This window comes from Frigoribacterium sp. CFBP 13605 (genome assembly GCF_014839405.1).
In the GTDB taxonomy this organism is placed as follows: Bacteria; Actinomycetota; Actinomycetes; order Actinomycetales; family Microbacteriaceae; genus Frigoribacterium.
Genome location: NZ_JACYNS010000007.1, coordinates 46089 through 66576 on the forward strand (window position 1 = coordinate 46089; position 20488 = coordinate 66576).

Genomic DNA, 20488 nt, shown 5'->3' on the forward strand with positions numbered 1-20488 from the left:
AGGCTCCCCCGGAATGACCGGGCTCGATGCTTCGCATCGAAAACAGCCCGGTCATTCCCATTCGATCGTTCCCGGGGGCTTGGAGGTGACGTCGAGCACGACGCGGTTGACGCCGTCCACCTCGTTCGTGATGCGGTTCGAGATGCGGGCCAGCACGTCGTAGGGCAGACGCGTCCAGTCGGCCGTCATCGCGTCTTCGGACGACACCGGACGCAGCACGATCGGGTGACCGTACGTACGACCGTCGCCCTGCACACCCACCGAGCGGACGTCGGCGAGCAACACCACGGGGCACTGCCAGATCTCGTCGTCCAGGCCGGCCGCGGTCAACTCGGCCCGCGCGATCGCGTCGGCCGCACGCAGCAACTCGAGTCGCTCGTGCGTCACCTCGCCCACGATGCGGATGCCGAGACCGGGGCCGGGGAACGGCTGACGCCCGACGATGACCTCGGGCAGACCGAGCTCACGCCCGATGGCCCGAACCTCGTCCTTGAAGAGGGTGCGGAGCGGCTCGACGAGCTCGAACTGCAGGTCTTCGGGCAGGCCGCCCACGTTGTGGTGGCTCTTGATGTTCGCCGTGCCCGTACCGCCACCGCTCTCGACGACGTCGGGGTAGAGGGTGCCCTGCACGAGGAACTTGACGGCCGAGTCGCCCTCGGCCGCGGCCTCGAGCACCAGCGCCTCGGCGGCGGCCTCGAAGCTGCGGATGAACTCTCGGCCGATGATCTTGCGCTTCTGCTCGGGGTCGGTCACCCCGGCGAGGGCGTCGAGGAACTGCTGCTCGGCGTCGATCGTGACGAGTCGCACACCGGTCGAGGCGACGTAGTCCTCTTCGACCTGACGACGCTCGTCGGCGCGCAGCAGACCGTGGTCGACGAAGACGCAGATCAGCTGGTCGCCGACGGCCTCGTGGACGATGGCGGCCGCGACGGCCGAGTCGACCCCGCCCGAGAGGCCGCAGATGACGCGAGAGTCACCGACCTGTTCGCGGATGCGGGCGACCTGCTCGGCGATGACGTTGCCGCTGTTCCAGTCGGCGGGGATGCCGGCGGCGCGGTGCAGGAAGTTCTCGAGCACGGCCTGGCCGTACGACGAGTGCTTGACCTCGGGGTGCCACTGGACGCCGTAGAGCTTGCGGGCGTCGCTCGAGAACGCGGCGACGGGGGTCGACGCGCTCGAGGCCAGCACGTCGAAGCCCTCGGGGGCCTTCGACACCGAGTCGCCGTGGCTCATCCACGTCGTCTGCGAGGCCGGCTGGCCCGACAACAGCGTGCTGTCGCCCTCGGCGAGCGTGACGTCGGTGGCGCCGTACTCACGCTGGCCGGTCTGCGAGACCTCGCCGCCGAGCGCCTTGGCCATGGCCTGGAAGCCGTAGCAGATGCCCAGCACGGGGATGTCGAGGTCGAAGATGCCCGCGTCGATGCTCGGCGCGCCTTCTTCGTAGACGCTCGACGGACCGCCGCTGAGCACGATGCCCACGGGGTTCTTCTCGGCGATCTCGGCCGCGGTGATCGTGTGCGGCACGATCTCGCTGTAGACGTTGGCCTCACGCACGCGCCGGGCGATCAGCTGCGCGTACTGGGCGCCGAAGTCGACCACGAGCACGGGGCTCTGCGCGGTCTCGGGCGCGCGGTCGGCCGGTGCGGGGGCCGTGGCGGCGGTCGTCGCCGACGCCTCGGCGGTCTCGGGTGCGTCGGTCACGCGGGGGCTCCCTCGGTCGTGGGGGTGGTCTCGGCGGTCAGGGCTTCGTACTGCCGCGTCGCGAGCTTGGTCATGTGGCTCTCGACGAAGAACGAGAGCAGGGGCACGACGCCGCCGAGCGCGATGAGGAAGAACCGCGAGAACGGCCACCGCATCAGGCTCCAGAGACGGAAGTCGGCGAAGAGGTAGACGACGTAGAGCCAACCGTGCGCGATGAGGATCGCGGTCGACAGGTTGAAGCCCGTGGTCGAGTCGACCGGCACGAGGAACCCGCCCTGACCGCCGAGCTGCATCTCGAGCTGCAGGGGCGTGTACTTGAACAGCATCTCGAAGATGAGCAGCAGCAGCATCACGCCGGTGACGTACGCCGAGATCTTGTAGAACCTGACGGCACCCGGGATCTTCGGGATGTCGCGTTGCCGGGGCTTCAGAGGCATGGGGACGATTCTAGCCGCGCCCACCCCTGCGCCAGGACGGCACCTGTCGACGTCGACAGGTCGGGAGGCGCGGGTCAGGAGGCGCGGGTCGGCTGAGTCGCGCCGCGCGCGTCCGCCTCGGCCCGCGCCTCCTCGGCTTCTTCGTGCTCGCGCTCGAACGCGTCGCGGACGAGCCGGAACCAGAGGAAGACGGCGAAGCCGGCGAAGACGACCCATTCGATCGCGTAGAAGACGTTGAGCCAGTTGAACTGCACGTCGGACGCCGGAGGCGCGGAGTCGATCTCGCTCAGCGACGCGGGTGCGGAGTCGGAGACGACATAGCCGCCGTAGACCTGGCCGTCGAAGCCGGGCCACTCGTTGATCAGGGCGGCCACGGACACGACGGTCTGCGCACCGCTCTCGAAGTCGCTCTCGGTCGGCGACTCGGACGGGAAGTAACGGCCCTCGACCGTGACGGTCGAGGTCGCGGCCACAGACGGCTCGGCGGCCTCGGCGCCCTCGCGGGTCGCGGACCAGCCGAGCCCCACGGGCAGCGAGGCGCCGTTGGCGTCGTCGACGAAACGGCCGATCAGCCAGTAGCCGGTCTCGCCACCGTTGACGCGGTCACCGATGACGGCGAAGTCGTCCGGGTCGAACTCACCGGTGACGGACACGCGCTGGGCACCGAGCGAATCGGCGAAGGGCGTCTGCGGGGTCGCGACCGACGACAGCACCTTGCTGGTCTCGGTCTCGGGGTTGACGACCTGCACGCTCTCGACGCTGCGCTCGATCTGCCAGTGCCCGAGCCAGGCGAAGATCGCCGCCACGACGAGGGCGAGGCCGAGCAGGGCGATCCAGCGGGGTCGACGGGCGACGTGCCACATGGTCGCGGGCAGCGGTTCGCCGTCGACGCCGAGGAGGGCGGGGCGCTGCTCGGTCTGGGTCACGGAGGCGATCGTACCTCGCGTCGCCCACGAACCCGCTGGGACGACGGCGAACGATTCAGTACTCGGGGTCGCGTCGGCGCGTGGCCCGCTGGTCGCTCTGTTGGCCCGCCTGCTCGGCCCAGATGCGGGCCTCGTCGGCGTCCATCGCGTCGAGGTCGTCCAGGTCGTCGTCGGCGTCGGCGTCGCCGTCGGCCCCGTGTCGCGTGGTGTCGACCCGGCCTGCGGCGGCCCGCGCCGCACCGGCCCGGACCCGCTCGGTCTCGCGCTCGTCGTCGTCCTCGGTGACCTCGGCCTGGTCGAGGTCGTCACCGGCGAGGGCGGCCTCCATCAGGGCGATCTCGTCACCGCTGCGCGCCTCGCGTTCGAGACGACGGGCCTCGGCCTCGGCACGCTCGGCCTTTTTGCGCGACCGCAACAGCACCGAGCCGATGCGCTCGCTGTTCGAGGCGAGGACCGGCCCGAGCACCGCCATGATCAGCACGTACAGGCCGGCGAAGGGCTGCAACCGTTCGTCGAGACCCGCCCCCGCGGACAGGGTCGCCAGGATCAACGCGAACTCGCCCCGGTTGACCAGGATGACCGTGGTGTTGATGCCCGCCTGCGGCCCCAGCTTGTTGAGCCACGCGACGAACTGCCCGGCACCCACGTTGAGCAGCACGGTCATGCCCACGGCGATGGCCACGGGGCCGAGCACGCTCGGGAACAGGGCCGGGTTGAGCCCGAGGCCGAAGTTCAGGAAGAAGAACGCCCCGAAGACGTCGCGCATGGGCAGGGCGAACTGCTCGACCCGGTTGCGGAACTTCGTGGCCCCGATGATCAGGCCGATGAGGAACGCGCCGATCGCGTCGGTCACCCCGAGCACCTCGCCGAGGCCGGCGAAGAGCACGGCCAGTCCGAAGAACAGCACGGTGAAGAGTTCGTCGTCGCGCGTGCGCATGAGCCGGGAGACGACGCGACCACCCCATCGGGCCACGGCGAACATCACGACGAGGAACGCGAAGGCGATGCCGAGCTTCAGGATCACCGGCCCGGGGTCGGTCTCGCCGCTGAGCACGACGGACACGATCGCGAGGTAGATGGCGATGAAGATGTCTTCGACGACCGTGACGCCGAGGATCATCGGCGTCTCGCGGTTCGCCAGGCGGTTCAACTCGATCAGCAGCTTGGTGACGATCGCACTCGAGGACGTCGCCGTCATGCCCGCGATGATCAGCGCCTCGCGCGTGCCCCACCCGAGCATGAAGCCGAAGATCAGCCCGACGCCCATGTTGATGGCGATGTAGCTGCCGCCCGAGACGATGAGCCGCCCCGCGTTCGAGAAGAATTCGTCTTGGTCGAACTCGAGGCCGAGGTTGAACAGCAACAGGATCAACCCGAAGATGGCGATCAACTCGATGTTGTCGGACTCGAAGCTGAGCGGGAACCACCCCGTGTTCGTGCTGGCGAGCAGGCCGACGATCATGTAGATCGGGATCGACGGCAGGCCGATCAGCTTGCCGGCGCGGCCGAGCACGTACGCGATCAGCAGCAGGATGCCGAGGACGATCAGCTCTTCACCCAGGTGCATCGGCTTAGCCCCCGGGCGGGGCGTCGACCGGCGAGCGGTGCTTGAGCTCGCCCGTGCGGTAGAACGAGAACGCCTTGGCGACCTTCTCGGGTGAACCGGCCACGACGAGCGTGTCACCGGGGAACACCTTGAAGTCGCCCGACGGCGCCGGGTTGGCCGCGTCGCCCCGGACGACCGCAACGACGGTCAGGCCGACGACGCCCTTGGCGCCGAGGTCGCCGAGCGGCTGACCGGCGATGTGGTCGTCGTAGTCGACCGTGAACCAGTCGATGCTGAGGCCGGGGATCTGGTCGAGGGCCGAGAGCGACTCGGTGATGCGCGTGCCGCCGAGCAGTTCGGCGAGCGTGTGCGCCTCGTCTTCGCTGAGGCGCAGCGAGACCTTCTTGACGTGGTCGCCGTCGACGTCGTCGCTGAACGTGATGAGGTCGCTGTGACCCGAGCGGTGCGTGATGACACCGCACTTGCCGCCGTCGTCGGTGATGAAGGTGTGCAGCACACCCACGCCGGGGAGCTTGACTCGACGCACGTCAACCATGGTTCGTCTCCAGTGGACTCGGGGGCAGTCGTCTCAGCCTAGCGGCGGGTTCGGCCGCGGCAGCCGGGCTGCTCACGGTGGGGACAACCCGTCACCCTCCACAGGTGTTCCCGCGTCCGCGGACGGAGGAACCGCGGGAGGCGCGGTGCCCGACGAACGGGCACCGCGCCTCCTGCAGGTGGTCGCGCGAGCGACCGGGCATCAGCCCTGGCGGCCGCCCGGGCTGCCCGCCGAGGTGTCGTCGCCCGGCGTGCCCGCGGGCTCGGTGACCTCCTCGCCCGGCTTGGGCGCGCCTCCTTGGTCGGCACCGGGGACGACCATGTCGTCCTCGTCGAAGCCGAAGGTGATGTCGGGCGCCTCGAGGCGGACGCGGTCGGCCGACTCGTCGTCGGGCTCGAGCTGGCTCGCCCGCTCGGCCGCGACCCGCTTGAGGTAGTTCGCCACCTCGGCCTCGGCCTCGTCGTCGCTCCAGCCGAGCACGCCGGCCATCAGCTTGGCGGCGACGGGCGCGGCGGACTCACCCCGGTCCCACGCCTCGATCGAGATGCGGGTGCGGCGGGCGAGGACGTCCTCGAGGTGCAGGGCGCTCTCGTGGCTCGCGGCGTAGACGACCTCGGCGCGGATGTAGTCGTCGGCCCCGGGGAGGGGCTCGGCGAGCGACGGGTCGTCGCGGATGAGATCGAGGATCTCGTCCGTCGTGGTGCCGTACCGGTTGAGCAGGTGCTCGATGCGCACCTTGTGGACGCCGAACGCCTTCGCGATCTTGCCGCGCTTGTTCCACGCCGCGTGGTACCCCTCGGCGCCGATCAGCGGGATCTCCATCGTGGTGCTCGACGGGATGCGGCCGTCGAGGGCCGCGACGGCCTCGTCGATGGCGTCCTCGGCCATGACCCGGTAGGTCGTCCACTTGCCGCCGGCCACGACGACGAGGCCCGGCACGGTGTGGGCGACGATGTGCTCGCGCGAGAGCTTCGACGTCTGGTCGGACTCGCCCGCCAGCAGCGGACGCAGACCGGCGTAGACGCCCTCGACGTCGGCCCGGGTGAGCGGCACGGCCATGACCTTGTTGACGTGCTCGAGGATGTAGTCGATGTCGGCCGCCGTGGCCGCGGGGTGGGCCTTGTCGAGGTCCCAGTCGGTGTCGGTCGTGCCGACGAGCCAGTGACGGCCCCACGGGATGACGAACAGGACGCTCTTCTCGGTGCGGAAGATCATGCCCATGTCGGAGTGGATGCGGTCGCGCGGCACCACGAGGTGCACGCCCTTCGACGCCCGCACCTTGAACTGACCCCGCTCGCCGACCATGGCCTGCGTGTCGTCCGTCCAGACGCCGGTCGCGTTGACGACCTGCTTGGCGCGGATCTCGAAGTGCTCGCCGGTCTGGTAGTCGTGCGCCTTCACGCCGACGACCCGCTCGCCCACCTTGACGAAGCCCTCGACCCGGATGCGGCTCGCCGCGTGTGCGCCGTAGCTCGAGGCGGTGCGCACCAACGACGAGACGTACCGGGCGTCGTCGACCTGGGCGTCGTAGTAGGTGAGGCCGCCGACCACCGCGTCCTTCGACAGGCTCGGGATGGCGCGGAGCACCTGCGTCTTGGTGAGGTGACGGTGGTGGGGGACGCCGGGCGGGCGACCACCGGTCCAGCTGAAGATGTCGTAGAGCGCCATGCCGGCACCGATGTAGAACCGCTCGTAGACCGGCTTGCTGAGCGGGTAGAGGAACCGCACGGGCTTCACCAGGTGCGGTGCCAGGCGTTGCAGCAGCAAGCCACGCTCGATCAGTGCCTCGCGCACGAGACGGAAGTTCAGTTGCTCGAGGTAGCGGATGCCACCGTGCACGAGCTTCGACGAGCGACTCGACGTGCCGGAGCCCCAGTCACGGGCCTCGACGATGCCGACGCTCAACCCACGGGTCACGGCGTCGAGCGCGGAACCCGCACCGACGATGCCACCCCCGATCACGAGGATGTCGAGTTCTTTCGTCTTCAACGCCTCGACGGCTGCGGCCCGTTCGTCGGGGCCGAGCTTCGTGGAGAGCGAAACGGACGCGGACTTGGCCATGCGAGCCTCCATCGTTGGATTCGGTCGGCCCGGTCTCTCGACCGGACCACCCCATCAAACGCTAGTGAGGCTGGTAGGGGGCCACAACCACCTCGACGCGCTGGAACTCCTTCAGATCGCTGTAGCCGGTGGTCGCCATCGAACGACGCAGCGCGCCCATGATGTTCGACGTGCCGTCGACCGTCGTGGCGGGACCGTAGAGGATCTTCTCGAGCGAGCCGATGGTGCCCACGTGCATGCGTCGACCGCGGGGCAGTTCGGGGTGGTGCGCCTCGGCGCCCCAGTGGTAACCACCGCCGGGCACGTCGTCGGCCCGGGCCAGCGCGGCACCCAGCATGACGGCGTCCGCGCCGCAGGCGATGGCCTTGACCAGGTCGCCCGAGGTGCCCAGGCCCCCGTCGGCGATGACGTGGACGTAGCGCCCGCCCGACTCGTCGAGGTAGTCGCGGCGCGCGCCCGCCACGTCGGCCACGGCGCTCGCCATGGGAGCGTGGATGCCCAAGGAGGCGCGGGTCGTGCTGGCTGCGCCGCCCCCGAACCCGACGAGGACGCCGGCGGCACCGGTGCGCATCAGGTGCAGGGCGGCCGTATAGGTCGAGGCGCCACCGACGATGACGGGGACGTCGAGCTCGTAGATGAACTTCTTGAGGTTCAGCGGCTCGCTGTTCTTCGCGACGTGCTCGGCGCTGACCGTCGTGCCCCGGATGACGAAGAGGTCGACGCCGGCGTCGACGACCGTCTGGTACAGGTCTTGTGTGCGCTGGGGGCTGAGGGCGCCGGCGACGGTGACCCCGGCGGCGCGGATCTCGGCGAGGCGGTCGCGGACGAGCTCGGGCTTGATCGGCTCGCTGTAGATCTCTTGCATGCGGGCGACCGAGTCGTCGTCGGAGAGCTCGCGGATCTCGGCCAGCACCTGCTCGGGGTCGTCGTAGCGCGTCCAGACGCCCTCGAGGTCGAGGACGCCGAGGCCGCCGAGCTGGCCGATGCGGATGGCCGTGGCCGGACTGACCACCGAGTCCATGGGCGCGGCGATGACCGGCGACTCGAACTGGAACGCGTCGATCGACCACCCGACCGAGACGTCGCGCGGGTCGCGCGTACGCCGGCTCGGAACGATGGCGATGTCGTCGAACGCGTACGCGCGGCGGGCTCGCTTGGAGACGCCGATCTCTACCTCAGTCACCGTGCCACCCTACCGGAGCCGGGGGTCGCGCCCCCGGCCCGGCGGCATCACCGGCGGTAGTTGGGGGCCTCGACGACCATCTGCAGGTCGTGCGGGTGGCTCTCCTTCAGGCCGGCGGCGGTGATGCGGACGAACTTGCCGTTCGCCTTGAGCTCGGCCACGGTGCGACCCCCGACGTAGAACATCGACTGACGGAGACCACCGCTGAGCTGGTACACGACGTTGTTGAGCGCGCCGCGGTAGGGCACCTGACCCTCGACGCCCTCGGGGATGAGCTTGTCGTCGCTCGGCACGTCGGCCTGGAAGTAGCGGTCCTTCGAGTACGACGTGTTCTTGCCGCGCGTCTGCATCGCACCCAGCGAGCCCATGCCGCGGTAGTTCTTGAACTGCTTGCCGTTGACGAAGACCAGGTCGCCCGGGCTCTCGTCGCAGCCGGCGAGCAGCGAACCGAGCATGACCGTGTCGGCGCCGGCCACCAGGGCCTTGGCGATGTCGCCCGAGTACTGCAGCCCACCGTCGGCGATGACCGGGACGCCGGCCTCGCGAGCGGCGAGGGACGCCTCGTAGACCGCCGTGACCTGGGGCACGCCGACGCCCGCGACGACGCGGGTGGTGCAGATGGAGCCCGGACCCACGCCGACCTTGATGGCGTCGGCGCCGGCCTCGATCAGGGCCTGGGCGCCGCTGCGCGTGGCGACGTTGCCGCCGATGACGTCGATGTGCGCGAAGCTCGGGTCGGCCTTGATGCGACGGATCATGTCGAGCTCGCCCGAGCTCTCGCCGTTGGCGGTGTCGACCACGAGCACGTCGACCCCCGCGTCGCGCAGGGCGCTGGCGCGCTCCCACGCGTCGCCGAAGAAGCCGATCGCGGCGCCGACCCGCAGGCGGCCCTCGTCGTCCTTCGTGGCGTCGGGGTACTTCTCGCTCTTGTCGAAGTCCTTGACGGTGATGAGGCCGCGCAGGTGCCCGGCCTCGTCGACCAGGGGAAGCTTCTCGATCTTGTGCTGCGCGAAGATGGCGATCGCCGAGTCGGGGTCGACGCCCTCGGGCGCGGTGATCAGCGGCGCCTTCGTCATGACGTCGCGGACGAGCGTCGTCGACATCTCGAACGGCGAGACGAATCGCATGTCACGGTTGGTGATGATGCCGACCAGCGTGCCGTCGCCCTCGACGACCGGCAGGCCCGAGACGCGGAACTGCCCGCAGAGCGCGTCGACCTCGGCCACCGTGGCGTCGGGCGTCGTCGTGACGGGGTTGGTGATCATGCCCGACTCGCTGCGCTTGACCTTGTCGACGTGCGCGGCCTGGTCGGCGATCGAGAGGTTGCGGTGGATGATTCCGATGCCGCCCTGGCGCGCCATCGCGATGGCCATGCGCGACTCGGTCACGGTGTCCATCGCGGCCGAGAGCAGCGGCACCGCGACCCGGATGCGCTTGGTGAGCTGCGACGAGGTGTCGGTCTCGCTCGGGATGACGTCGGTGCGGCCCGGAAGCAGCATGACGTCGTCGTAGGTGAGTCCGATGAATCCGAACGGGTCCGGCTGGTCCATGAGTCCCCTTCGAAGGAGCGAGATGAGGGTGAGTGGGTTGGCACCGGATCGCCGTCGAGCCCGGTAGTCGATATTAACCCAGCCCGCGCCTCCTGCATTCCTCTCGGCGGCGCACCCGCCGCATCGCCGAGGAGGCGCGCGCGGCCCCCCGGGACGCAACGGAACGGCACCGTTACCGATCCGACACACGGAAGATTCGTGATTCTCGCTCGACATGGGGGATTCTGTACCGACTCCACTCCGTCGCGCACCTGAAACATGCTCGACACTCAGCGGAGTTACTGTCAGCGACGACGACGCCCCGGGAGCAGAACGAGACCGCCCGAATCTCGACGGGGCGCTTCCCACCAGGAGGTTTTGTGAGACTCTCGACGACCATCGCGTCGCGGCCACGGCTGCGGCAGTCCCTGATCGTGACGGCCTCCGCCGTACTGCTCGGACTCCTGGCGACCTTCATGGGGGCCTTCGCCCCGACGGCCGCCCACGCCGCGGCCGCCGCCTGCACCACCGACGCGACGACCGGCTGCATCCAGGGAACGATCAACGACAGCGAGCGGGAGCCCGCCTCGGGCGTCGACGTGATCGCGACGAACGCGACCGGCGACGAGCAGACCGCGACCACCGACGACACCGGTCGGTGGAGCATCGCGGTGACCGAGGCCGGCAGCTACACCGTGACGGTCGACCAGGACACCCTGCCCGACGGCCAGTTCCTGGTGAACGCCGACAACGCCGAGCGCACCGTGACCGTGAACCTCGGCGCCACGGCGAGCGCCCTGTTCGCCCTCACCGCCGAGGAAGGCGCCACGAGCGGCGCCGCGACCGCGTCGAGCTTCAACTGGGACCGCTTCGCGCAGCAGTTCGCCTCGGGCATCCGGCTCGGCCTGCTGCTCGCCCTCGCCGCCATCGGCCTGTCGCTGATCTACGGCACGACGGGCCTCAGCAGCTTCTCGCACGGCGAGCAGGTGACCCTCGGCGGTCTGCTGGCCTACTCGTTCACCTCGATCGGGGTGCCGCTGATCCTGGCCGCGGTGCTCAGCACGGTGATCTGTGCGGCGACGGGCTACCTGCAGGACCTCGCGATCTGGAAACCGCTGCGGAAGCGCCGACTCAGCCTCACCCAGCTGATGATCGTGACCATCGGCCTCTCGATCGCCCTGCAGTACGCATTCCAGTACTTCTACGGCGCCGGCACCGTGCGCATCGACCGCGACAACCCGACCACCGTCGACTTCCTCGGCGTGACCCTGACCGTCCAGTCGTACGTCGCCATGGCGATCTCGGTGGTCGTGCTGGTCGGCACGGGACTGTTCCTGCTGAAGACCCGCACCGGCCGCGCCACCCGCGCCGTGTCGGACAACCCGGCCCTCGCCGCGGCCTCGGGCATCGACGTCGACCGCATCATCCGCCTGGTCTGGACGCTGGCCGCCGGCCTGGCCGGCCTCTCGGGCGTCATGCTCGGCCTCGTGCTCAACGGCGTCAACTGGATGACCGGCCTGCAGATCCTGCTGCTGATCTTCGCCGCCGTCACCCTCGGCGGCCTCGGCACGGCCTTCGGGGCCCTGGTCGGTTCGCTGATCATCGGCATCATCGTCGAGCTGACCAACATCTGGCTGCCCGGCGACTTCAAGTACGCAACGGCGCTGCTGATCCTGATCCTGATCCTCGTGTTCAGACCACAGGGCATCTTCGGGCGAAAAGAACGAGTGGGCTAAGGGGACACGACCATGTACTTCATCGAACTCCTGCGGGCGCTGAGCGCCGAGGCCCTCGCGCCCACGACGGCCGCCTTCGCCATCGCGGCGATCGGCCTGAACATCCACTTCGGCTTCACCGGCCTGATCAACATGGGCCAGGCGGCGTTCCTGCTGCTCGGTGCCTACGGTTTCGCCATCTCGATCAGCAACGGCCTGCCCCTCGGCCTCGCCGTCATCATCGCCCTGCTCTGCTCGTTGGTCTTCGCGCTCATCCTCGGCGTGCCGACGCTGAAGCTGAGGGGCGACTACCTGGCCATCGTCACCATCTGTTCGGCCGAGATCATCCGGTACGTGGGACGGTCGAGCATCCTGACGACCACGACGGGTGGCTCGAACGGCATCCCCGGGGCCTCGTACCGCGAGGCCTTCACCGCCCTCTCGCCGCTGCCCGACGGCCAGACGACGATCCTGTGGTTCACCTACGAGAACAACGGCGTCAACGGCTGGTGGATCCGCATCGCCGGCTGGAGCATCGTCGCCCTCCTCAGCCTCCTGGTCTTCCTGCTCAGCCGCAGCCCGTGGGGCCGCGTGCTCAAGGGCATCCGTGAGGACGAGGACGCCGTGCGCAGCCTCGGCAAGAACGTCTACTCGTACAAGATGCAGGCGCTCGTGCTCGGTGCGCTGATGGGGTCGCTCGCCGGCATCATCTACGTGCTGCCGAGCTCGGTGCAGCCCGACAGCATGGGACGGTCGATGACCTTCTTCATCTGGACGGCCCTGCTGCTCGGTGGTGCCGCCACCGTCTTCGGCCCGGTGCTCGGAGCGATCCTGTTCTTCGTCACCCGCCTGCTGGTGCGCACCCTCGCCGGCGACTTCATCCCGTCGAGCATCATGAACGGCCAGCAGGCCGAGCAGTTCTCGTACATCCTCGTCGGCATCGCCCTCATGCTGCTGATCATCTTCAGGCCACAGGGCATCCTCGGAAAGAAGAAGGAGTTGGCGTTCAGTGTCTGACACCTCGAGCACCACCAACGGACCGGCCTCGAGCGGCAGCACGCTGCCCCGCCGCGAGGGCTACGACTACGACCGCAGCGTCCTGCGTTCGAAGCTCACCACGGTCGGGCGGACCCCCGGGTCGGCCAAGCCCGACCCGATCCTCACGGTCGACAACGTCGTCCGACGCTTCGGCGGCATGACCGCCGTCGACGTCGGCCACGTCGAGGTGCAGCGCGGTGCCATCACGGCGCTGATCGGCCCCAACGGCGCCGGCAAGACGACCTTCTTCAACCTGCTGACCGGCTTCGACAAGGCCTCGTCCGCGCCCACGGCATTCAAGCGCAGCGGCCCGGGCGTCGCGAAGTGGGTGTTCGAGGGCAAGGCCATGGGCAACGTCGGCGCCGCCAAGGTCGCCCGCTCGGGCATGGTGCGCACGTTCCAGCTCACCAAGGCGCTCTCGCGGCTCACGGTGATGCAGAACATGCTCCTGGGCGCGAAGGACCAGCCCGGGGAGAACTTCTTCGTCGCGATCGTCGCGCCGCTCTGGCGCAAGCGCGAGCGCGAGATCGAGGCCAAGGCCGAGGACCTCCTCGCCCGGTTCAAGCTGCTCGAGAAGAAGGACGACTTCGCCGGCAGCCTCTCGGGCGGCCAGCGCAAGCTGCTCGAGATGGCCCGTGCCCTGATGAGCGACCCGGCCATGATCATGCTCGACGAGCCGATGGCCGGCGTGAACCCGGCACTGACGCAGTCGCTGCTGGGGCACATCCAGAGCCTGCGCGACGACGGCACCACGGTGCTCTTCGTCGAGCACGACATGCACATGGTCCGCCACATCTCGGACTGGGTGATCGTCATGGCCGAGGGACGCATCGTGGCCGAGGGCCCGGCCGACACGGTCATGGACGACCAGGCCGTCATCGACGCCTACCTGGGCGCGCACCACGACACCGACCTGGGCGACGACTCGCTGCTCGACGACGCCACGCTCGAACAGCTCGAAGAAGAGGTGGCACGCGAGGACGCGGCCCGCGCGGCCGAGGCGACCAGCGCCTCCTCGTCGACGGGCGGCGTCGCCGGACGCGACCTGCCCGGCCACCCCGACCCCTCGACCCCGCAGGCCACGAACGCGGCCGACGACCAGCTGTCCGACGGACGGCAGAGCGGAGACAAGCGATGAGCACGGCACAGGACGGCGCGGGCGCCACCACCGCGGCCAAGCACCCGGGCACCGAGAAGTTCGCGGGCGTCGAGCCGGTGATGAACGCCACGGACCTCGTCGCGGGCTACCTGCCCGGCGTCAACATCCTCAACGGGTGCGACCTCGTCTGCTACCCGGGCGAACTGATCGGCATCATCGGCCCGAACGGCGCCGGCAAGTCCACGCTGCTCAAGGCGCTCTTCGGCCAGGTCAAGATCCACTCGGGATCGGTCACGCTCGGCGGCACCGACATCACGAACCTCAAGGCCAACAAGCTGGTCGAGGCGGGCGTCGGCTTCGTCCCGCAGACCAACAACGTGTTCCCCTCGCTCACCATCGAGGAGAACCTGCAGATGGGCATGTTCCTGCGGCCCAAGAAGTTCGCCGAACGCCTCGAGGTCATCTACGACCTGTTCCCGGTGCTCGCCGACCGTCGCGGCCAGCGTGCCGGCTCGCTCTCGGGCGGCGAACGGCAGTCCGTCGCCATGGCCAGGGCCCTGATGATGGACCCGAAGGTGCTGCTGCTCGACGAGCCGTCCGCCGGCCTGTCGCCCGTGCGCCAGGACGAGACGTTCATCCGCACCCGCCGCATCAACAAGGCCGGCGTCTCGGTGATCATGGTCGAACAGAACGCCCGCCGCTGCCTGCAGATCTGTGACCGCGGCTACGTCCTCGACCAGGGCCGCAACGCCTACTCGGGCACCGGCCGCGAGCTGGCCGACGACCCCAAGGTCATCGAGCTCTACCTCGGCACCCTGGCGAAGGACGTCGACGCGTCCTGACGCCCCCGGTGGTGCCCTGAGGCCCCGATCACGCCCCGGCGTGGTCGGGGCCTCGTGCGTGCGTCCGGCGCCGGGGGCCGGCGTCGGGCGCCGGCGTCGGGACGCGGGTGCTGCGCGCCGCCTTTCGTGCAGCGCACCCGGTCTCGACGCGGTGCGGTGCACGAAACGCGGTGCGGAGGGAGTGCGACGCACGCCCGGTGGGGCCAGGGGACGAGGAGGCGCGGTGCCGGAGGACGCGGACGTCGCGACCGTCCTGCGGCCCGCCTCCGCGCCTCCCCGGCACGCAGAAGGGCCTTGGCGCCGGGACGTGCCGTCGTGCACACCGCGTTTCGTGCAGCGCACCCCGTCTCGACGCGGTGCGGTGCACGAAACGCGGTGTGACGAGGTGTGGGGCGGAGCGGACAGATGCTGGGCCGGGGCCGGGGCCGAGACCCGACACGTCACCTCCTCGGCACGCCGAAGGGCCCGGCACGATGACTCGTGCCGGGCCCCGGGTGGTGCGAGGTGCCGTTATTCGACCTTGCCCTCGATGCCGGTCTGGTAGACGGGCTTGTTGTCGTCGTCGAACGTGTAGACGCCGATCGAGGCGGACGACGGGTCGTTGTTGTCGTTGAACGCTCCGATGCCCGAGGGGCCGGTGTAGTGGATGTCGTCACCGGCGTCGAGCGCGGTCTTGCAGTCCGCGTACGTCGTGCACTCGGTGCCGCCGTCCGCTCCGGAGACCGCGGCCATGTTGGCCTGGATCGTCCCGGCGTCGGTGCCGCCACCGGCCTGTGCCGCGAGAGCGGTCAGGATGACGGCGTCGTACGACTCGGCCGCGTACGAGAAGTCGGCCAGGTCGCCGCCCTCGCTCGCCTTGTAGCCGGCCACGAGCTTCGACTTGAAGTCGGCGCTCGCGTCGGCACCGGGGATCGTGCCCTTGGCGCCCGCGAGGGTGCCGGGCTCGAAGTCGGCGCTGTAGTCGGCCGTGTTGCCGTCGGACATGTAGACCTTGCTCATGTCCCAGCCCTGGCTCTTCAGCTCGGGCACGATCGACTTGGTCTCGTCGAAGGCCAGGATGACGATCGCGTCGGGCTCGGCGGCGATGGCCGCCGACACCTCGGACGAGAAGGTGGTCTGACCGGGAGGGAACTCTTCGCCCTTGCCGGTGCCGCCGTACACGACGGTGCCGCCCGAGCTCTCGATCGACTTCTGCGTCGAGTCGCGCAGACCCGTGCCGTAGGTGTCGTTGAAGACGAGGAACGCGACGTTGGCGTTGCCGTCGGCCGTGATCTGCTGGCCGAGCGCCGAGCCCTGCACCGAGTCCGGCGGAGCGGTGCGGTAGTAGTAGGACGAGTAGCCGCTGAGCGAGCTCGCCGTGTTGGCGGGCGAGATCTCGATGATGCAGTTGCTGGTGAGCTGGTCGACCACGTTGAGCGTGACGCTCGACGACTCGGCACCGAGCACGACGGGCACCTTGGCGTCGATCAGCTGCGTCGCGGCGTTGCTCGACACGGTCATGTCGTTGCTGTCGCCCGAGTCGGTGCTGGTCGAGATCTCGGCCGGCTGGTCGAGCACGCCGCCGGCGGCGTTGATGTCGCTGATGGCCAGGTTGGCGCCCGCGATGGCGGGCGGGCCGAGGTAGGCCAGGGTTCCGGTCAGCGGCAGCATGGTGCCGATCGCGAAGGGATCGGTGCTGGGCGTCCCGACCTCGCACTTGGCGGCGGGATCGGCCTTGGCCGACGACGACGACGAGGCGTCGTCAGAGGGAGATGCCGTCGAACAGGCAGCGAGCAGCACGGAGGCTGCGCCGGCGAGAGCCAGTGCTCGGAGGGCGGTGCTGGATCGGATCATCCGTGGAACCCTTTCGTGGACAGCGGCAGTGCAGCCCGACCGGTGGCGGTCGAACCTGCCGCGATTGGTCCGAAACTAGGGGTCGAATGTTTCTGGCGTGTGTTCTCGACGTCAAAGTGACGTTTCGTTAGCCATTCGTGACTTTGCGAGGGATGGTCGCTTCTAGGCGGTCGGGGCCACGGCGAGGGGCCGGCGTGATCGTCGCCCCGCACGGACCATGTCGACGGTCAGCACGATCGACGCGACCCAGACGATGGCGAAGCCGACCCACCGCGCGGTCGACATGTGCTCGCCGAGCACGACGACCCCCACGACGAACTGCAGCACAGGAGCGACGTACTGGGTCAACCCCACGGTCGTCAGGGGCAACCGACGCGTCGCCGAGGCGAAGAGCAACAGGGGCACGGCCGTGATCACGCCCGTGCCGATCGTGGCGAGGGTGTGCCCGACGCTCACGGTGCCGAGCACGACGCCGCCGCCGAGGCCCGTCACGTGCAGCACGATCAGGGTGACGGCCGCGAAGGGGGCGATCCAGAGCGTCTCGAGCGTGAGCCCGCCGACCGCGTCGACCCGACCGCCGACCTGCTTCTTGACCAGGCCGTAGAGCCCGAACGAGAACGCGAGGACGAGCGAGATGAACGGCGGCCGGCCAGCCCCGACGGCGATCACGAGGACGGCGACGGCGCTCAGCCCGACGGCCACCCACTGGGTCGTGCGGAGACGCTCGCGCAGCACGACCACGCCGAGCAGGACGGTGACGATCGGGTTGATGAAGTACCCGAGCGCCGCCTCGACCACGTGCCCGCTGAGCGTCGCCGAGATGAAGACCGTCCAGTTGACGACGATGAACGCGCCGGCCACCCCCATGGTGGCCACCAGGCGCGGCTGTCGCAGCAGGGCCAGGAACGAGCGCAGCGCCCCCGTCACGACGAGCAGCACCGCGCAGAAGACGAGCGAGAAGAGCACCCGCCAGGCGACGATCTCGAACGGGCCGGCCGGGGCCAGCAGCAGGAAGTACACCGGCAGGACGCCCCAGAGCCCGTAGGCCCCCAGGGCGTAGGCGAGGCCCGCCCCGCCGGCCCCGTCGACGCCGAGCCCCGAGGTCGGGGCGGAGGGGGACGAGGAGGCGCGGGTCGAGGTCACCAGGCGACTCTAGGTGGCTGCGCCCGCCGCCGGAACGGCCACTCCTGCCACCGTGGATCGATCGACGGACGACGACGCCTGGGGACGGGCCCTCGTCGGCCGGCACGGTGCCGACACGGCGAAGGCCCCTGCCGGAGCAGGGGCCTTCGGGACGGCGACCGGGGTCGCGGAGCACGGCCGGAACCGTGCCGGGGTGCTAGCGGACGATGACCGCCAGGACGTCGCGAGCCGAGAGCACGAGGAGGTCTTCTCCGCCGTACTTCACCTCGGTTCCGCCGTACTTGCTGTAGATGACCTTGTCGCCGGTGGCGACGTCGAGCGGCACGCGGTTGCCGTTGTCGTCGATGCGGCCCGGGCCGACCGCCACCACTTCACCCTCTTGGGGCTTCTCCTTGGCGGTGTCGGGGATCACGAGACCCGAAGCAGTGGTCTGCTCGGCTTCGACCTGACGAATGACGATGCGATCTTCGAGCGGCTTGATGCTGACCGACACGGGTGACCTCTTCTTTCTCGGTGCTACGAAAACATGGGGGCTGGCACTTGCCGGGGGCGAGTGCCAGAACAACTGTAGGACGAGACTGGCACTCGGTCAATCCGAGTGCCAACGCGTCTGCCCGCGTGCGTCACACTGGACGACATGGATTCCTCCGAGCTGCTCGAAGTCCTCTCGCCCGAGGGGCTGCGGCTGCTCGACTCGCTGCCGGCGGGCGGCGCCTCCGGTGACGACGTCGTCGGCACGGTGGCCGCGTTGCGCAAGCAGGGCCATTCCCCCGCCCTCGTGTCGGCGGTGCTCACACAGGCCCGGCTCCGCGGCCGGGCCGTGGCCAAGTTCGGCGAGTTCGCGAGCCGCATGCTGTTCACCGACGCGGGCCTCGAACAGGCCACGCGCCTCCCGGTCGCCGCCCGCCACGCCGGACGCTACGCCGCGGCGGGGATCGGCAGCGTCGCCGACCTGGGCTGCGGCATCGGGGGCGACGCCCTGGCCTTCGCCGCACTCGACCTCGACGTGCTCGCCGTCGACCGCGACGAGGTGACCGCGGCCGTCGCTTCGTACAACCTCGCGCCGTGGCCGTCGTCACGGGTCGAGCAGGGGGACGCCGCCACGACCGACCTCGCAGGCGTCGAGGGGGTCTTCCTCGACCCGGCGCGACGGACGTCCGGCCACACCGCCACCAAGCGCCTCGCCGATCCGGCCGACTGGTCCCCCGGCCTCGACGTCGCCTTCGGCTTCGCCGACCGCCTGCCCACCGGGGTCAAGCTCGGTCCGGGCGTCGACCGCGAGCTGCTGCCGACGGACGCCGAGTGCCAGTGGATCTCGGTGGACCGCGACGTGGTCGAGGTGGGCGTGTGGTTCGGGCCGCTCGCGCGGCCGGGAGTGGGCCGGTCCGCCCTGGTGATCGGCACCTCCGGGGCGTCGGAGTTGACGGCCGCCGCCGACTCGGACGACGTCGACCCGGGCGACCTCGGCGAGTACCTCTACGAACCCGACGGCGCCGTGATCCGGGCACGCCTCATCGGCGACCTGGCCCGCTCGATCGACGCCCGGATGATCAGTCGCGACATCGCCTGGTTGACGACGGAGGCGCGGGTCGAGACCCCCTTCGCACAGGGATTCCGCGTGCTCGAGACGTTCCCGCTCGACGAGCGGACGCTGAAGCGCGAGCTGCGGGCCCGGGGCATCGGGCGACTCGAGATCAAGAAGCGCGGAGTCGACGTCGACCCCGCGACGTTCCGCAAGCGACTCTCGTTGCAGGGGACCGGGTCGGCGACCCTCGTCCTCACCCGGGTCGCGGGGCGGCACACCGCCCTGCTCTGCGAGCGCCTGGTCTGACGCCGGGCGGGACGCGAGAGCGGCGGGTCTCGCTGCTGCCCGACCCCCGCCGTCGCGCCTTCGTGGTGACGCACGAGTGGGCAGAAGACGCTTCTCGCCCCTGCGGCGACGCCTCCTGCCCACTCGTGCCCCACCGAGGTGGGGCCGGGCTCAGTACCCGCCGTAGTAGTCGGAACCCGACGAGAAGCCGGCGATGAAGAGGCCGAAGGCGATCCAGCCGATCACGATGAGCACGACGCCGGCGTAGCCGACGATGAGCCCGGTGAGCCAGAACCCCCTCGCGTGACGCTCACGCGACATGCCCAGGTGCCCGAGCACGATGCCCGCGATGGACGCCACGATCGAGAGCCCGAAGGTGAAGGGCGCGAGCACGAGACCGGCGATGGAGCCGATCATCGCCAGGAGGCTGAGGAGGCGCGGGGGCTGTGCGGCGCCGGCCGAGGCGTACGGCGGGTAGGGCGAGCCGTAGGCCTGCTGGCCGTACGCTCCGCCGGGCTGGCCCTGCTGGCCGTACGGCTGCTGGCCGTAGGGCTGCTGACCGTACTGTCCGACGGGCTGACCCTGCTGGCCGAACGACTGCTGACCGTACGGCGCACCGGACTGCCCGGAGGGCTGCTGCCCCTGGGGCTGTTGGCCGTAGCCCTGGGGCTGGCCGTACCCCGGCTGCTGGCCCTGAGGCTGGCCTTGGCCCGAGGGCTGCCCCTGTGGCTGCCCGTAGCCAGGTCGCTGACCCTGAGGCTGCTGGCCGTACCCCGGCTGCTGGCCGTACCCGGGCTGCTGCCCGTAGCCCTGCGGCCGGTTCTGCGCCTGCTGCCCGTAGCCCTGCTGCCCGTACCCCGCCGGCGGCTGTGCACCCGGCTGGCCGTAGGGCGGCCGGGGCGGCTGAGGAGCACCCGGCGGGACCTGACCCGGACGGGACTGCGGCGCCGGGGCGACCTGGGGTGCCCCGTACGGCGCCGACCCCGTCGGCGGCACGCCGGCCCCGGCGTAGGGCGACGACGCGGGCGGCTGGGACGACGGCTGCTGGGACGCGGCTCCCGGGAAGGCG

Annotated in this window: 17 protein-coding genes; 5 read left to right on the top strand and 12 right to left on the bottom strand. The window is 70.0% G+C overall.

Annotated features, from left to right (window positions below; genetic code table 11):
* Positions 1–51: 51 nt before the first annotated feature.
* The 8 genes from guaA to guaB form a co-directional block, all read right to left on the bottom strand.
* The gene (gene guaA, locus IFT36_RS03720; protein ID WP_200412454.1) at positions 52–1605 is read right to left on the bottom strand and encodes a glutamine-hydrolyzing GMP synthase; all 1554 of its coding nucleotides are present in this window, start codon (positions 1603–1605) and stop codon (positions 52–54) included.
* A 92-nt stretch (positions 1606–1697) separates the two neighbouring features.
* On the bottom strand, positions 1698–2138 hold the full coding sequence (locus tag IFT36_RS03725) for a DUF3817 domain-containing protein (protein WP_043595742.1): 441 nt from the start codon (positions 2136–2138) through the stop codon (positions 1698–1700).
* 74 nt (positions 2139–2212) lie between these two features.
* Positions 2213–3064, bottom strand: coding sequence for an SURF1 family protein (locus IFT36_RS03730; protein WP_056043434.1), 852 nt, complete (start codon positions 3062–3064; stop codon positions 2213–2215).
* Between the two features lie 55 nt (positions 3065–3119).
* On the bottom strand, positions 3120–4631 hold the full coding sequence (locus IFT36_RS03735) for a cation:proton antiporter (protein WP_200412449.1): 1512 nt from the start codon (positions 4629–4631) through the stop codon (positions 3120–3122).
* Positions 4632–4635: 4 nt separating this feature from the next.
* Entirely contained in the window at positions 4636–5166 is a 531-nt protein-coding gene (locus IFT36_RS03740; RefSeq protein ID WP_043595745.1) for a cation:proton antiporter regulatory subunit, read from the bottom strand.
* Positions 5167–5367: 201 nt separating this feature from the next.
* Positions 5368–7227, bottom strand: coding sequence for a glycerol-3-phosphate dehydrogenase/oxidase (locus IFT36_RS03745; RefSeq protein ID WP_200412450.1), 1860 nt, complete (start codon positions 7225–7227; stop codon positions 5368–5370).
* A 61-nt stretch (positions 7228–7288) separates the two neighbouring features.
* Positions 7289–8410: a GuaB3 family IMP dehydrogenase-related protein gene (locus IFT36_RS03750; RefSeq protein WP_056043439.1), complete on the bottom strand. Its 1122-nt coding sequence runs from the start codon at positions 8408–8410 to the stop codon at positions 7289–7291.
* Positions 8411–8457: 47 nt separating this feature from the next.
* On the bottom strand, positions 8458–9960 hold the full coding sequence (gene guaB / locus IFT36_RS03755) for an IMP dehydrogenase (protein WP_123571262.1): 1503 nt from the start codon (positions 9958–9960) through the stop codon (positions 8458–8460).
* A gap of 359 nt (positions 9961–10319) precedes the next feature.
* Between guaB and IFT36_RS03760 the strand changes: the two genes are divergently transcribed.
* The 4 genes from IFT36_RS03760 to IFT36_RS03775 all read left to right on the top strand — a co-directional run bounded on the left by IFT36_RS03760 (position 10320) and on the right by IFT36_RS03775 (position 14633).
* Positions 10320–11675 (top strand): branched-chain amino acid ABC transporter permease, encoded by a 1356-nt coding sequence (locus tag IFT36_RS03760; RefSeq protein ID WP_233568456.1) that lies wholly within the window; start codon positions 10320–10322, stop codon positions 11673–11675.
* Between the two features lie 12 nt (positions 11676–11687).
* The gene (locus tag IFT36_RS03765; protein ID WP_056043448.1) at positions 11688–12671 is read left to right on the top strand and encodes a branched-chain amino acid ABC transporter permease; all 984 of its coding nucleotides are present in this window, start codon (positions 11688–11690) and stop codon (positions 12669–12671) included.
* Positions 12672–12714: 43 nt separating this feature from the next.
* Positions 12715–13830: an ABC transporter ATP-binding protein gene (locus IFT36_RS03770; protein WP_207114123.1), complete on the top strand. Its 1116-nt coding sequence runs from the start codon at positions 12715–12717 to the stop codon at positions 13828–13830.
* 80 nt (positions 13831–13910) lie between these two features.
* A complete protein-coding gene (locus IFT36_RS03775; protein WP_043595993.1) occupies positions 13911–14633 on the top strand; it encodes an ABC transporter ATP-binding protein in 723 nt (240 codons plus the stop codon).
* 510 nt (positions 14634–15143) lie between these two features.
* Here the strand turns inward: IFT36_RS03775 and IFT36_RS03780 are convergent.
* The 3 genes from IFT36_RS03780 to groES form a co-directional block, all read right to left on the bottom strand.
* Entirely contained in the window at positions 15144–16466 is a 1323-nt protein-coding gene (locus IFT36_RS03780; RefSeq protein WP_056043452.1) for an ABC transporter substrate-binding protein, read from the bottom strand.
* A 162-nt stretch (positions 16467–16628) separates the two neighbouring features.
* Positions 16629–17609, bottom strand: coding sequence for an EamA family transporter RarD (gene rarD, locus IFT36_RS03785; RefSeq protein ID WP_082460051.1), 981 nt, complete (start codon positions 17607–17609; stop codon positions 16629–16631).
* A 196-nt stretch (positions 17610–17805) separates the two neighbouring features.
* Positions 17806–18102 carry a co-chaperone GroES gene (gene groES / locus IFT36_RS03790; RefSeq protein WP_043595988.1) on the bottom strand — a complete coding sequence of 99 codons (297 nt, stop codon included), beginning with the start codon at positions 18100–18102 and terminating at the stop codon, positions 17806–17808.
* A gap of 144 nt (positions 18103–18246) precedes the next feature.
* Between groES and IFT36_RS03795 the strand changes: the two genes are divergently transcribed.
* Positions 18247–19440 (top strand): class I SAM-dependent methyltransferase, encoded by a 1194-nt coding sequence (locus tag IFT36_RS03795; RefSeq protein WP_200412452.1) that lies wholly within the window; start codon positions 18247–18249, stop codon positions 19438–19440.
* Positions 19441–19590: 150 nt separating this feature from the next.
* Here IFT36_RS03795 and IFT36_RS03800 read toward each other — a convergent pair.
* A partial coding sequence (locus IFT36_RS03800) for a DUF4190 domain-containing protein (protein WP_207114121.1) occupies positions 19591–20488 on the bottom strand: 898 nt, incomplete at its 5' end.

Bases quoted from the DNA above. Each gene is read 5' to 3' on its own strand.
- IFT36_RS03725 (WP_043595742.1), bottom strand. From the start codon at position 2,138: ATGCCTCTGAAGCCCCGGCAACGCGACATCCCGAAGATCCCGGGTGCC.
- IFT36_RS03735 (WP_200412449.1), bottom strand. From the start codon at position 4,631: ATGCACCTGGGTGAAGAGCTGATCGTCCTCGGCATCCTGCTGCTGATC.
- IFT36_RS03740 (WP_043595745.1), bottom strand. From the start codon at position 5,166: ATGGTTGACGTGCGTCGAGTCAAGCTCCCCGGCGTGGGTGTGCTGCAC.
- IFT36_RS03745 (WP_200412450.1), bottom strand. From the start codon at position 7,227: ATGGCCAAGTCCGCGTCCGTTTCGCTCTCCACGAAGCTCGGCCCCGAC.
- guaB (WP_123571262.1), bottom strand. From the start codon at position 9,960: ATGGACCAGCCGGACCCGTTCGGATTCATCGGACTCACCTACGACGAC.
- IFT36_RS03765 (WP_056043448.1), top strand. From the start codon at position 11,688: ATGTACTTCATCGAACTCCTGCGGGCGCTGAGCGCCGAGGCCCTCGCG.
- IFT36_RS03775 (WP_043595993.1), top strand. From the start codon at position 13,911: ATGAACGCCACGGACCTCGTCGCGGGCTACCTGCCCGGCGTCAACATC.
- IFT36_RS03780 (WP_056043452.1), bottom strand. From the start codon at position 16,466: ATGATCCGATCCAGCACCGCCCTCCGAGCACTGGCTCTCGCCGGCGCA.
- IFT36_RS03795 (WP_200412452.1), top strand. From the start codon at position 18,247: ATGGATTCCTCCGAGCTGCTCGAAGTCCTCTCGCCCGAGGGGCTGCGG.